Source organism: Stenotrophomonas sp. YJH_SMC_57 (assembly GCF_059369755.1).
On the sequence record NZ_JCAFSZ010000003.1, the window covers coordinates 31,619 to 44,844 of the forward strand.

Genomic DNA, 13,226 nt, shown 5'->3' on the forward strand with positions numbered 1-13,226 from the left:
TGCCAACCTTGGTTGGCACATTCCGTCGGCGCATGGCGTGGATGTTCCCCACCTACCGCTCGATCGCCGGCAACGCATCCGACAACAACAACCGGTCAATCCGCCGCAGCGCACTTTCCAGTTGCCGGCGGTCCGCCGCCAGCCCCAGTGACAGCCGCACGCCGTTCTGATGCAGCACCCCGGGCGGGCAGAATGCCGATGACGGCGCAATCGCCAGCCCCTGCAGCTGTGCGGTGCGTACCAAGGTGGCATCGGTCCACGGCGCCGGCACCCGGCACCAGGCATGCAGGCCCTCGGCGCGCACCAGCAGTGACGGTGCCAGCAGGTACCGTGCCATGCGCAGACGCTCGCGCGCCTCGCTGCGTACCTGCGCCAGCAACGATTGCGCCGAGCCATCCAACAGCAACTGGCTGGCCAGCGCCGACACCAGCGGATGACCCATCAAGCGGGTCGCCCGCAGCGCGGCCGTCATCGACTCGGCATGCGCCGCATCCGGGCATTGCACGAAGGCCGTGCGCAAGCCTGGGCTGATCACTTTCGACAGCGTGGCCACGTAGAACACGTGGCGCGGCGCCAGGGTTGCCAGCGCTGTCGGCGCGTCCTCGGCGAGGTGCCAGTACGGATCGTCTTCGATCGCCAGCAGGCCTTCGCGTTCCAGTACGCGCGCCAACGCTTCGCGCCGCTGCAGCGGCAGGGTGAATGCACTCGGGTTCTGGCAGGTGGGATTGAGATAGACCAGCCGCGCGCCGCTTTCGCGTGCCCGGCGGGCCAGCGCCTCGGGACACATGCCGTGTTCGTCGCTGTCCACCGGCAGCAGGCGCCGGCCCAGCGCGGCCGCTGCCTGCAGCAACCCCGGGTAGACCAGCGTGTCGCACAGGATCGCATCGCCATCGCGGCTCTGGCTGAGCAGGATCGCCGCCAGCGCGACCTGGGCGCCTTCGGTCAGCAGCAGGCAGGCGTCGTCCACGGTGCCCAGCATCGGCCGCAGCCAGCGCGCCGCCGCATGGCGATCGGTCGGGTTGCCGCCGCCCAGGTGGTAGGTCATCAGGTTGGGCGCGTTGCTGCGCGCAAGTACGGCGGCGGCGCCACGGCGCAGCGTCTCGGCCAGTGCATCGGCATCGGGCACCGGCGGCACGTTCATGCTCAGGTCCACCACCTGCTCGAAGCCGGCCTTGGGCGGTGCGATGAAACTGCCCTGCGGACCGCGCGCCTCGATCAGGCCACGCTTGCGTGCTTCATCGAAGGCACGGGTGACCGTGGTCAGATCGACGCCGAGCTGCAGCGCCAGCGCGCGCTGCGAAGGCAGCCGTTGTCCCGGTGCAAGGCCGCCGCGACGCACCGAGCGTTCCAGTGAGTTGACGATGCGCAGGTAGATCGGCCCGCTGTGCGCGAGCACGTCCTGCACCCACTCGCGCGCTGCGACATCCGGTCGCGGCATGTACGGAGCATGTCGGGGCGTATCGTTGTTTCCAACGGCGGGAGCCTGTCCATAACCATCGGTCGGTTCGGGCAGGTGACCGCCGTTGTTGTTTACGGCGGTCGCGCCGGCCAGCCTCGGTGAAGTCATTGCGCGTCCTCAGCGCGGGGCGTGCCAGGGGCAGTAACAGCCCACGGCAAGCAGTCCTTTCGGGCGCACGGTTTCGCCGCGCACCAGTTTGTCCAGCAGCGGTTCGACGAAGCTGTTGGCCGAGTTGCAGACCATGCCGATGCTGTACGGGCCGGCATACGCGAGGTGGCCCTGCCGGTCCCAGATCGCCACCGCAGGGCTGGCCGGGATGTGTTCGATGCCATCGATGGTCGGCAGGTGGATCACCTTGCTGCGTAGTGGCTCGGGCAGCTCGCCGTGGGTACCCGGGCGGCGGATCGCATAGAAGTCGATGCCGGCGCGGCGGTACATGCTGATCAGGTAACTCAGGTGTGCGCCGGTTTCGCGGTTGCACACGCCGCACGCCGGGTCCCAGAAATGCACCACGCGGATACGGCCGGTGTCACCGGCCAGATCGGCGGGCAGGCGCAGCTGCGAGTCGTCGAAGACGATGGCCTGTTCGGTGAAGGTGGATTGCGCGCTGTACCCGAAGTACTGCCACAACGCCGCCGCCACGCCGGCCATGAACAGGCAGGCGAGGGCGATCATCATCGGCAGCAGCCAGCGGCGGCGCGGCGCGGCTGCGCCCATCAGGACGCGTCTCCGCCAAACTTGTGCACGTACTGCTTGCGCATCTCGCGGCAGGAGTCGGCCTGCGCGCGGCGCTGGATCTCGCTACGCGCCGGATCCTCGCTGCGCTGCACGCACTGCTCGATGGCGTGGCGCTCGGCGGCCTGCACATCCAGCGTCTGCGGCTGCAGGCAGACCCAGGCCAGCGCGGCCAGCATCAGCACCACAAAGCCACCGCACCCGGCCATCACCAGGTGGAACTTCAGTTTCTCGGCGCGCATCGACGCTCGTCCCTTCATCCATACATTGCATACAAAATATCATCTTGTATGGATAGCGCGCCATGCGCACGGTTCAGACGATGGCGCTGTGCCGCGCTTCGGGGGCTTCGGACAGGATCTCGTTCAGCTTGGCCAGCGCCCCGGCCAGCGCGCCCTGGTCGACCGCGCCGCCCAACGACAGGCGGATCGCGTTGCCCGGTGGCGGTTCCTCCACGCTGAAGGCATCGGAGCTGGCGATGCCCAGGCCTTGTTCCTGCGCGGCCTGGATCAGCCGGTACTGGTCCAGCCGTGGCGGCAGCGGCAACCAGACATGCAGGCCGGCCGGATGGGCACGGGCACGCGACGGCAGGTACTGCGCGGCAATCGCCTGGCGTTCGCGCAGTTCCTGCTGGAAGCGCTGCACCATGTCCTGGGCCTGGCCGCTGCGGATCCACTGCGAGGCCACGGCCACCATCGACTGGGTCGGCATCAGCGCGATCGCGCGCAGCGCGTCCAGCACCGGCTCCATCGGCTCGCCGGCCGGCACCACCAGATAGGCGGTGCGCAGGCCCGGCGCCAGGCACTTGGACAGGGTGGAGATGTAGTAGACCGGGCAGCCGGCGTCGCGATGGGCGGCCAGCGGCGGCGCGGCGTCCCCGGCCAGCAACCAGTAGGGATCGTCTTCGATCACGGTCAAATCGTGGCGCTTCGCGACCGCCAGCAGCGCCTGCCGGCGCTGTGCCGACATCGTCGCCGTGGTCGGGTTCTGGATGGTCGGCACCAGGTACAGCAGGCGCGGGCGGCGCAGCTGGCAGGCTTCTTCCAGCGCGTCCGGCAGCATGCCTTCGGCATCCATCGCCACTGGCAGCACGCCCCGCTGCAGCACGCGCGCGGCGGCCAGCAGGCCGGGGTAGGTCAGCTGCTCGGCGGCGATCAGCTCGCCCGGCTGGGTACGGGCCAGGATCAATGCGCACAGTGCGGTCTGCGCACCGGGGCAGATCACCACCTGGTCGGCCCCCACGGTGCCCAGCATCGGTGCCAGCCACTGCACGGCGGCGGCGCGGTCCTCGCGGGTGCCGGCACCGACGTGGTAACTCATCAGCTCGCCCTGGCCCAGCTGCTGGCCCACGTGCTGGAAGCCCGCCTCCATGCCCTGTGCAAACGGCGCGCTGCCCAGCAGCGGCGGGATGTTCATGCTCAGGTCGACCGAGGTGCTGCGGTTGCCGGCCGACAGTGCAATGAAGGTGCCGCCGGCGCCCTGCGCATCGAGCAGGCCGGCCTGGCGCAGCTCGGCAAAGGCGCGGGTGACGGTGGTCAGGTCCACGCCCACCTGTTGGGCCAGGTCGCGCTGCGGCGGCAGGCGGTCGCCCGGGCGCAACACGCCGTCGTCCACCGCCTCGCGCACCTGCTGGGCAATCTGCAGGTACAGCGGGCCGGCGCCCTCGCGGAAGGGGCGAACCCAGGTGCGGTTGGGGTGTTTCAGGCGGCGGCCGGCGGCAGGAGGCGTCATCGGTCAGATTTTTCCATACGTGCAGATGCACAAGTCCATACAATCATGTATCTTGTATGGGCTTGATTGGAGTGGATCGCCTTTTTGTAGGTGACCTCGTACCCACAGTGTAGCCGCTCCACGCCCGGGCGCTGCGCGCAGGCGAGCCGGTCAAGTGCGCTTCTTCAACAGGGTTGACCTCCAATGAATATCTGCTGGAACCGCATCCGCCTGGCGCTGGTCGCCCTGGCCTGCGTCGGCCTGTCGGGCTGTGACTGGGTGCTGCTGGATTCGAAGGGCATGGTCGGGCTCGCCCAGCGCGACCTGATCCTGATCTGCATCGGCCTGATGCTGATCGTGGTGATACCGGCCATCGTGCTGACCTTCGTATTCGCGTGGCGCTTCCGCGCCGGCAACACCAAGGCGAAATACACGCCGGACTGGTCGCACTCCACCAAGGTGGAGATCGTGGTCTGGGGCGTGCCGCTGGTCATCATCGCGGTATTGGCGGTGATCGTCTGGCAGTCCACCCACGAACTGGACCCGTACAAGCCGCTGGACGTGGCTGGCGAACCGCTGCACGTGGACGTGATCGCCACCGACTGGAAGTGGGTGTTCGTATACCCGGACCTGGGCATCGCCACGGTCAACCAGCTCAACTTCCCGGCCAACCGCCCGCTGGCGTTCAACATCACCTCCAACTCGACGATGAACACCTTCTTCATCCCGCAGCTGGGTGGGCAGATCTATGCGATGGCCGGCATGCGCACGCAGCTGCACCTGATCGCCAACGAGCCGGGCCAGTTCCGCGGCATGTCCGGCAACTACAGCGGGCATGGCTTCTCGAACATGAAGTTCATCGCCACCGCCAGCAGCAACGAAGACTTCGAGCGCTGGGTGGCCGAGGTGCGCAGCGCGCCGCAGGCACTGGATTTCAATCAGTTCAAGGCGCTGGCCGCACCAACCAAGAACGCACCGGTACAGCACTTCTCCAGTGTCGAGCCGCTGCTGTTCAAGAAGGTCATCGACCAGTTCATCGGCGTGGGTGAGAACACCGCTGCCGCCACCCCGGCGGGCGTTGCCGGTGGTGCCCAGGTTTCCCAGGAGTAACGAACATGTTGGGTAAATTGACGTGGGAGGCCGTGCCGCTGCACGAGCCGATCGTGGTGGTCACATTGGCGGCCATGGTGCTGGGTGGCCTCGCGCTGCTCGGCGCGGTGACGTACTTCAAGCTGTGGGGCCCGCTGTGGCGTGACTGGTTCACCACCGTGGACCACAAGAAGATCGGCATCATGTACGTGGTGGTGGCGCTGGTCATGCTGGTGCGTGGCTTTGCCGATGCGCTGATGATGCGCGCGCAGCTGGCCGCGGCCGGCCCGGGCAGTGACGGCTTCCTGCCACCGGAACACTACGACCAGATCTTCACCGCGCACGGCGTGATCATGATCTTCTTCGTGGCCACCCCGTTCGTGGTCGGCCTGATGAACATCATCGTGCCGCTGCAGATCGGCGCGCGCGACATGGCGTTTCCGTTCCTCAACGCCTTCAGCTTCTGGATCTTCGTGGTCGGCGCCGCGCTGATGATGATCTCGCTGGGCGTTGGCGAATTCGCCATGACCGGCTGGGTGGCCTATCCGCCGCTGTCGGGTATCGAGTTCAGTCCAGGGGTGGGTGTCGATTACTACATCTGGGCGTTGCAGGCTTCGGGCATCGGCACATTGCTGACCGGCGTCAACCTGTTCATCACCATCCTGCGCATGCGTGCGCCGGGCATGACCCTGATGAAGATGCCGGTGTTCACCTGGACGGTGCTGGTCACCAGCGTGATCATCATCGCCGCCTTCCCGATCCTCACCGTGGCGCTGGGCGCGCTCACCCTGGACCGCTACCTGGACTTCAACTTCTACACCAACACGTTGGGTGGCAACCCGATGATGTACGTGAACCTGGTGTGGGCCTGGGGCCATCCGGAGGTGTACATCCTGGTGCTGCCGGCGTTCGGCATCTTCTCTGAAGTCACCGCCACGTTCGCGCGCAAGAAGCTGTTCGGCTACAAGTCGATGGTGGGCGCCACGCTGGCGATCGGCATCCTCTCGTTCATCGTCTGGCTGCACCACTTCTTCACCATGGGCTCCGGTGCCAGCGTCAATGCCTTCTTCGGCATCATGACGATGATCATCGCCATTCCTACCGGCGTGAAGATCTTCACCTGGCTGTTCACCATGTACGGTGGCCGCGTCGAGTTCAGCGTGCCGATGCTGTGGACCATCGCCTTCCTGGTCACCTTCACCATCGGTGGCATGACCGGCGTGCTGCTGGCCATTCCGGGTGCGGACTTCCTGCTGCACAACAGCCTGTTCCTGGTCGCGCACTTCCACAACACCATCATCGGCGGCGCGCTGTTCGGCTACCTGGCCGGCTTTGCCTACTGGTTCCCGAAGGTGTTCGGCTTCACCCTCAACGAGCGCCTGGGCAAGTGGTCGTTCGCCTGCTGGGTGATCGGCTTCTACCTGGCCTTCATGCCGCTGTACATGCTCGGCTTCATGGGCATGACCCGGCGCATGAACCAGTACGACAACCCGGCCTGGACGCCGTACCTGATTGCTGCCTTCATCGGTGCGCTGTTCGTGTTCGCCGGCATCATCCTGATGCTGGTGCAGATCTACGTGAGCGTGCGCGACCGCAAGCGCAACCTGGACCTGACCGGCGACCCGTGGAATGCACGCACGCTGGAATGGGCCACGCCGTCGCCGCCGCCGTTCTACAACTTCGCCGTGGTGCCCAAGGCCGATGAGCTGGACGCCTTCCACGAAGCGAAGAAGCGCGGCCTGCCGCCGCCGCCGAAGAAGTACGCGCCGATCCACATGCCGAAGAACACCGGCGTGCCGCTGATCCTCAACATCTGGATCCTGGTGCTGTGCTTCGCCCTGGTCTGGCACATCTGGTGGATGGCCGCCGCCAGCTTCATCGCCATGATCGTGACCCTGATCGTGCGGTCCTACGACGAGGACGTGGACTACTACGTCAGTTCCGAAGAGGTGGCGCGCACCGAAGCGGCCAACCTGGCCAAGCTCAAGGAGGTACGCGCATGAACCTGTTGACCCGCCCGGAGCTGGCCAGCGATACGCAGGCGCACCAGGACCACCACGCACACGACCATGGCCACGAGCAGGGCGGCATGAAAGTGTTCGGCATGTGGGTCTACCTCATGTCCGACCTGGTGCTGTTCGGTTCGCTGTTCGCCTCGTACGCGGTGCTCAGCACCGCCTACGCCGGCGGCCCCACCGGCAAGGAGCTGTTCTCGCTGCCGTTCGTGATGGCCGAGACCTTCCTGCTGCTGGTCTCCAGCATCACCTACGGCCAGGCCGTGCTGGCAATGCACCGCCATGACGCTTCGGCAGTGCTGCGCTGGCTGGGCGTGACCTTCGTGCTCGGCGCCTCGTTCATCGGCATGGAGATCTACGAGTTCTCGCACCTGATCCACGAAGGCGCGGGCCCCAGCACCAGTGCCTACCTGTCAGCGTTCTTCGCGTTGGTGGCCACCCATGGCCTGCACGTGGCCAGTGGCCTGATCTGGATGGCGGTGGTGATGCACCAGGTCTACCGCCGTGGCCTGACCCCCACCAACATCACCCGTGTCTCGTGCCTGAGCCTGTTCTGGCACTTCCTGGACCTGGTGTGGATCTGCGTCTTCACCTTCGTCTACCTGATCGGAGCCTTCTGACATGGCCCACGTCGAAACCTCGCGCGCCGGCAATGCGCATGGCTCCACCAAGTCCTACCTGATCGGCTTCGTGCTGTGCGCGCTGCTGACCGTGGTGCCGTTCGCACTGGTGATGAACCCGGTGCTGTCGCGTCCGCTCACGCTGTTCCTGCTGGTCGGCTTCGCGGTGGCGCAGATCCTGGTGCAGCTGGTCTTCTTCCTGCACATGGACCGCAAGTCCGAAGGTGGCTGGAACCTGGCCAGCTTCGTGTTCACCCTGGTGATCCTGTTCATCGTCGTCGCACTGTCGGTCTGGATCATCTGGAGCATGCACTACCACATGATGATCAACTGAGCCTGCGCACCGTGAAAGGCATTGCGTTCCCCCATCGTGGCCTGCGGCTGGCCGCAGGCCTGCTGCTCGGCCTGCTGGCCAGCTGCAGCGCGCAGTCGCGCATGGACTTCTACGCGAAGGACATCGCCTGCGAAGAGCTCGGCCAGCACTGGTCGATGCCCGACAGCCAAGGCACCGTGCGTGGCCCGGCGGATCTGCAGGGGCAGGTGACCTACCTGTTCTTCGGCTTCACCAGCTGCCCGGATGTGTGCCCGACCACGATGATCGAGCTGAGCCAGGTCAAGCACCTGATGGGCAAGGATGCCGACCAGCTGCAGGTGGTGTTCGTCAGCGTCGATCCGGCACGCGATACGCCGGAGGTCGCCCGTACCTACGTGGAAGCGTTCGACCCCAAGGCAATCGCGCTGGTCGGCAACGAAGTGCAGCTGGCCGCAATGGCCAGCGACTTCAAGGCGTTCTATGAAAAGGAACCCGGCCCGATCCCGCAGACCTACACGATGAGCCACATTGCCGGTGGCTACGTGTTCGATCGCCAGGGCCGGCTGCGGCTGTTCGCCCCGTATGGCATGCCGGTGGACAAGCTGTTCTCCGACGTGCAGCGCCTGCTGCTCGAGCCCGCGCACCCGGCGGCCGGCAGCGACCCGCTGGCCAGCTGCAGCCTGTCCCACAACGGCGCCCTCGCCGCTCGCTGACGCGGCTGGGTGCCAACCTTGGTTGGCACACCCCTGATCCCCCGGCCGGCCAGGAGAGCCAGCCGGCCGGGGGCACCACTCAACGCCCTACTTGGTCTCTTCCCACTGCACCACGTCCGGTTCGGCCGCACGGATGCCGGCGGTGGACAACAGCTTGGTGGTCGCATCCAGTGCCGCGTTCACCGATGGGTACTCGACGATCGCCCGGCCCGCGGCCTTGGACACCTTCACCACGGTGCCACCGGTTGCGGTGGCCGCGCGCTGCGCCGAGGCCGCGTCGGTGAAGAACACCTTGACCCGCGAGGTCGCCACCACCGGTGCGCCGTCGCTGGAGACGGCGGCAGCGAACTTGCTGGCGCCAGCATCCACGCGCGCTGCGGCGCCGGCACCGCTGGCATCGGTGGAACGCTTGCTGCGCGTGCTGGTGGCCGCCGCCCCGGCATCAGCCGCGGGAGTGATCTTGAACTGGCCGCCGCTGGCGGGCTGCACGGTTGCTGACGGTGCCAGCTGGAATCGCGAACCGCCTACATCGAACGAACGGCCGGTAGCCGCCGCCTTCAACGCCTGTGCATCCACGGTCGACAGGGTCCTCGTGGCAGGGGCCTGGCCGGAACTCTGGGCCCAGGCAGTGGTGGTCATCGCCGCAAGGGCGAGGCTGCTCAACAGAATGGTCTTCTTCATCATCAGTGCCCCAGAACGCGGATCTTGAAGGATTCGAGGTTGCCACGCGATGCAGCGTTCGCGGCCTGCCCCAGGTCGGTCACTTCCAGCGTCCAGGTGCCCGTGGCGTTCTCATCCAGGAAGGCATTGCTGGACAGCAGGTCCCAGTTGGTGAAGTTGCGCTGCACGCCGCCGGTGCCCGAACCGATCGCGGTGAACGCCGGCTGCACCACGCTGCGGGTGCCACTGGGCGAGACCAGCACGAACTGCAGCTGGCGGGTGTTGCTGTGGTTGACCCGGAAGCCCAGCTGCACGCTCTCGATGTTGCGTGCACCGTTGGCCACCTGGAAGGTCAGGCGTGCTGCAGCCGTTGGCGTGTTGCCGATGGCCACGGTGCGCGTAGTGGTGCGCCAGCCGCTGTCGACCAGTGCGCCCAGCGACTGGAAGTTCTCCGCCACTTGCACCGCGCGTGCGGCATTGACTACACCGAAGCCGTACCAGTTGCTGTATGCGCGGCCAGCGGCGTTCACCGTCCAGCCCGGTACCAGCACGCGGCCGTCAGCCAGCGTCACCGCTGCCCGGTTCGGATCGTTGCGGGTGGCGGTGGTGGCCAGGATGTACTTCACATCGCGGTAGGACAGGTTCGGATTGGCTTCCAGCACCAGCGCCGCGACACCCGAGACCATCGGCGTGGCGGCCGAGGTGCCGTTCATCTTGCCGGTGTAGTTGCAGGTGCGGTCGATGGCGGACTGCGCGCCGTCCAGGGTGTTGCGCAGGCTGGAGTTCTTGTTGCTGCCCTGCAGGCAGCCGGTGACGTCGGTGGTGAGGATGGCCGGATCGTAGCGGATCGCCAGCTGCCCGGGCACGACCTGCCGCTGCCAGCCGTTCTCGCCGCCGAAGCCGGACACCCACAGTGCCGAGCCGGTGGACGAGTACGAGGAGCGCACACCATCGGCACGCACCGCGCCCACGGTGATCACAGTGAACAGGTTGTTGCGCGGGTCACGGCCGGCCGGAACGCAGCCGGTGTTGCGGTTCTTGGTGTCAGCCGAGCAGATATCGCTGCCGTCCGGCCGATAGCCGTTGTCGTGGTTGTTGCCGGCCGCTTTCACATAGATGCCGCCGCGACCGCCGCGGGTGCCGGACATCGCCTGCTCATAGGAGGCGATTTCGTTCTGGCTGTAGGCCGGCGGCAGGTTCGGATTGCCGGGAATGGAGCCCCAGCTGTTGTTGAACACCTGCACGTCGGCCACTTCGGCACCGTCCCACCAGGAATACTCGATGTTGGACGTTGAATTGCCCTGCGCGTTGGACGCCAGGAAGTTGAAGCCCTTGAGGGTGGCCGCCGAGGCCACGCCGCGCACGCCCAGATTGTTGGCGCCCACCGCACCGGCGATGCCGCCGACCATCGTGCCGTGATTGTCGACGTCGGGATTGGACGGGGTGGGATTGTTGGAGCCGTTGGCGAAGTTCTTGCCCGCCACTGCCGCTACGTTGGCCGCCAGGTCCGGGTGGGCGATCTGCAGGCCATCATCGACGATGGCGATGGTGACGCCCTGGCCGCGGATGCCATTGCGGAACAGGCCATCCACGTTGAGATCGTTGCCGGCCACCGGCAGGGTATCGCCCAGCACCGCCTGCCCGGTGTTGAGCAGGTGCCACTGCCGTCCCGCCAGCGGATCGGCCTGCTGGGCCTGGGCGGTGGCCACCAGGCTGCCCAGCACCAGGGCAGTGGCAAGGGCCAGGCGCGCGGAGCGCGGTGGCGCGGAGCGTTGCGTGTGTCGCTTCATACACGAATCCTTCTGTTGTGAATCGGCATGGCAGACGGCGGGGCGGGACTGCCCCATCGCAACGAGCCAAACGCGACACAACGAACAACCCCCTACCTCTTCACACAAGCAATCTGCGGATGTGCCAATTGCGTCACAAACACTTATGCCGTGGGGTAATGACGACGGCGTTGGCTCGCATCTGAGGGATGCCAACCTTGGCTGGCACTCGCATCCACGCATGGCGTGGATCTACTGCCCGCATCCGGCAGATGCCAACCCTGGTTGGAACCTGCGTCATCGCGCGCCCTCACATCCGCCTGTGCTACTACGGCCCGTGCACCCTTCCGTACCGGAGCACCCAGATGGTCAACCCCCTGGCCCAGGCCCATCGCGGCCTCGGCACCACGCTGTTCAGCCTGTTGAACCCGATACCTTTCGGCTTCTTCGTCGGCGCCCTGATCTTCGACGCGATCTACCTCAACAGCGCCGAGGTGATGTGGGGCAAGGCCGCGGCCTGGCTGATCACCTTCGGCTTGCTGATCGCCATCGTGCCGCGGCTGATCAACCTGTTCGCGGTCTGGCGCCGCAACGGCACGGCCACCCGCATCGACCGCATCGACTTCTTCCTCAACCTGGTGGCCGTGCTGCTGGCGATCTGGAACGCCTTCGTGCACAGCCGTGATGCCTATGCCGTTGCGGTACCGGGCACGATCCTGTCGGCGCTGACCGTGGCCCTGATCGCACTGGGCCTGATCCTGCTGTCATTGCAGCCGCCGGTGCTGCAGGGAGGCCGTCATGGCTAAGCACATCCTGCCCGCCGTGGCCGCCCTGGCACTGGCCGTCACCCTGTCGGCCTGTGCAGGCAAGGCCGAGTACCACCCCGCCGACCAGTCCGGCACGAAGCCGCCGCTGCCGGCGCCGAAGAACTTCCTGATGCCGCCGATGCAGGTGCCCAAGGGCGTGGGCTGGGCCGAAGGCCAGTCACCGACGGTGGCCGACGGCCTGAAGATCGAGCGCATCGCCGCCAACCTGATGCACCCGCGGCGCCTGCTGACCCTGCCCAATGGCGATGTGCTGGTGGTGGAAGGCAACGGCCCCGGCGAAGAGCCGGTCACCACGCCCAAGCAGTGGATCGCCGGCAAGGTGAAGGCTCGTTCGGGCAAGGCCGGCAAGGGCGGCAATCGGGTCACCCTGCTGCGGCGTACGCCCGGCACCACCACCTGGACCCAGCACGTCTACATCGAGGGCCTGCACTCGCCGTTCGGCATCCAGCTGATCGGTGACACGCTGTACGTGGCCAACACCGGCAACATCATGCAGTACCACTACGTGCCGGGCGAAACCCGTATGTCCGACAAGGGCCGCGAGTTCACCGACCTGCCCAGCACCATCAACCACCACTGGACCAAGGAACTGCTGGCCAGCCGCGATGGCAGCAAGCTGTACGTGGGCGTGGGCTCCAACAGCAACATCACCGAGAACGGCCTGGCGGTCGAGTACCGCCGCGCCGTGGTGCTGGAAGTGGACGTGGCAACGCGTGGCAGCCGCATCTATGCCTCGGGCATCCGCAACCCGACCGGGCTGGACTGGGAGCCGAGTACCGGGAAACTGTGGGCGGTGGCCAACGAGCGTGATGAGATCGGTGCCGACCTGGTGCCTGATTACCTCACGTCGGTGAAGGAAGATGGCTTCTACGGCTGGCCCTACAGCTACTACGGCCAGCACGTGGATGAGCGCGTGCAGCCGCAGCGCCCGGATCTGGTGGCCAAGGCGATCGTGCCGGACTACGCCATCGGCTCGCACGTGGCACCGCTGGGGCTGCTGTTCTACACCGGGCAGGCGCTGCCGGCGCAGTACCACGGCGGAGCCTTCATCGGCGAGCACGGCAGCTGGGACCGCTCGCCGCTGAGCGGCTATGAAGTGGTGTACGTGCCGTTCAAGGACGGCAAGCCGACCGGTCGGCCGCAGACCGTGGTCAGTGGCTTCACTTCCAAGGACGAGAAGACGCTGATGGGCGCACCGGTGGGCATGGCGATGGATGCCGAGGGCGCGTTGCTGGTGGCCGACGACGTGGGTGATGTGGTGTGGCGGGTGTCCGCGAAATAGCTGTGTAGCGTCGAGCCATGCTCGACCGCTGTGG

General features: G+C 66.6%; 13 protein-coding genes. 7 read left to right on the forward strand and 6 right to left on the reverse strand.

The genetic code is table 11. From position 1 onward, the window contains the following. Nucleotides 1-52: 52 nt before the first annotated feature. The 4 genes from AC5P7U_RS04180 to AC5P7U_RS04195 are packed head-to-tail and all read right to left on the reverse strand — an operon-like array spanning nucleotide 53 to nucleotide 3,925. Complete coding sequence (locus tag AC5P7U_RS04180; protein ID WP_495220813.1) at nucleotides 53-1,567, reverse strand: aminotransferase-like domain-containing protein; 1,515 nt, start codon at nucleotides 1,565-1,567, stop codon at nucleotides 53-55. Between the two features lie 9 nt (nucleotides 1,568-1,576). Further along, nucleotides 1,577-2,176, reverse strand: coding sequence for a DUF6436 domain-containing protein (locus tag AC5P7U_RS04185; protein WP_495220814.1), 600 nt, complete (start codon nucleotides 2,174-2,176; stop codon nucleotides 1,577-1,579). Next, nucleotides 2,176-2,454, reverse strand: coding sequence for a hypothetical protein (locus tag AC5P7U_RS04190; RefSeq protein WP_308308019.1), 279 nt, complete (start codon nucleotides 2,452-2,454; stop codon nucleotides 2,176-2,178). Before AC5P7U_RS04190 ends, AC5P7U_RS04185 begins: the two co-directional genes overlap by 1 nt. A 55-nt stretch (nucleotides 2,455-2,509) precedes the next feature. Continuing rightward, nucleotides 2,510-3,925 carry an aminotransferase-like domain-containing protein gene (locus tag AC5P7U_RS04195; protein WP_006474880.1) on the reverse strand — a complete coding sequence of 472 codons (1,416 nt, stop codon included), beginning with the start codon at nucleotides 3,923-3,925 and terminating at the stop codon, nucleotides 2,510-2,512. Nucleotides 3,926-4,108: 183 nt separating this feature from the next. On the opposite strand from AC5P7U_RS04195, the gene cyoA reads away from it, so the two are divergent. The 5 genes from cyoA to AC5P7U_RS04220 are packed head-to-tail and all read left to right on the forward strand — an operon-like array spanning nucleotide 4,109 to nucleotide 8,654. Further along, nucleotides 4,109-5,014, forward strand: a complete 906-nt coding sequence (gene cyoA / locus AC5P7U_RS04200; RefSeq protein ID WP_006474878.1) for a ubiquinol oxidase subunit II — start codon at nucleotides 4,109-4,111, stop codon at nucleotides 5,012-5,014. A 5-nt stretch (nucleotides 5,015-5,019) separates the two neighbouring features. After that, a complete protein-coding gene (cyoB, locus tag AC5P7U_RS04205) occupies nucleotides 5,020-6,996 on the forward strand; it encodes a cytochrome o ubiquinol oxidase subunit I (RefSeq protein WP_006474876.1) in 1,977 nt (658 codons plus the stop codon). Continuing rightward, complete coding sequence (gene cyoC, locus AC5P7U_RS04210; protein WP_006474875.1) at nucleotides 6,993-7,628, forward strand: cytochrome o ubiquinol oxidase subunit III; 636 nt, start codon at nucleotides 6,993-6,995, stop codon at nucleotides 7,626-7,628. Before cyoB ends, cyoC begins: the two co-directional genes overlap by 4 nt. Nucleotide 7,629: 1 nt before the next feature. Continuing rightward, nucleotides 7,630-7,962 carry a cytochrome o ubiquinol oxidase subunit IV gene (gene cyoD, locus AC5P7U_RS04215; protein ID WP_006474871.1) on the forward strand — a complete coding sequence of 111 codons (333 nt, stop codon included), beginning with the start codon at nucleotides 7,630-7,632 and terminating at the stop codon, nucleotides 7,960-7,962. Between the two features lie 11 nt (nucleotides 7,963-7,973). Continuing rightward, nucleotides 7,974-8,654: an SCO family protein gene (locus AC5P7U_RS04220; protein WP_197564244.1), complete on the forward strand. Its 681-nt coding sequence runs from the start codon at nucleotides 7,974-7,976 to the stop codon at nucleotides 8,652-8,654. Between the two features lie 87 nt (nucleotides 8,655-8,741). Here the strand turns inward: AC5P7U_RS04220 and AC5P7U_RS04225 are convergent, their stop codons facing one another. Continuing rightward, nucleotides 8,742-9,338, reverse strand: a complete 597-nt coding sequence (locus AC5P7U_RS04225) for a S8 family serine peptidase (RefSeq protein WP_197564245.1) — start codon at nucleotides 9,336-9,338, stop codon at nucleotides 8,742-8,744. Further along, complete coding sequence (locus AC5P7U_RS04230; RefSeq protein WP_006474820.1) at nucleotides 9,338-11,104, reverse strand: S8 family serine peptidase; 1,767 nt, start codon at nucleotides 11,102-11,104, stop codon at nucleotides 9,338-9,340. Before AC5P7U_RS04230 ends, AC5P7U_RS04225 begins: the two co-directional genes overlap by 1 nt. A gap of 344 nt (nucleotides 11,105-11,448) precedes the next feature. Between AC5P7U_RS04230 and AC5P7U_RS04235 the strand changes: the two genes are divergently transcribed. Beyond that, complete coding sequence (locus AC5P7U_RS04235; RefSeq protein WP_049456483.1) at nucleotides 11,449-11,889, forward strand: DUF2231 domain-containing protein; 441 nt, start codon at nucleotides 11,449-11,451, stop codon at nucleotides 11,887-11,889. Beyond that, complete coding sequence (locus tag AC5P7U_RS04240; RefSeq protein ID WP_006474815.1) at nucleotides 11,882-13,192, forward strand: PQQ-dependent sugar dehydrogenase; 1,311 nt, start codon at nucleotides 11,882-11,884, stop codon at nucleotides 13,190-13,192. Before AC5P7U_RS04235 ends, AC5P7U_RS04240 begins: the two co-directional genes overlap by 8 nt. Nucleotides 13,193-13,226: the final 34 nt, after the last annotated feature.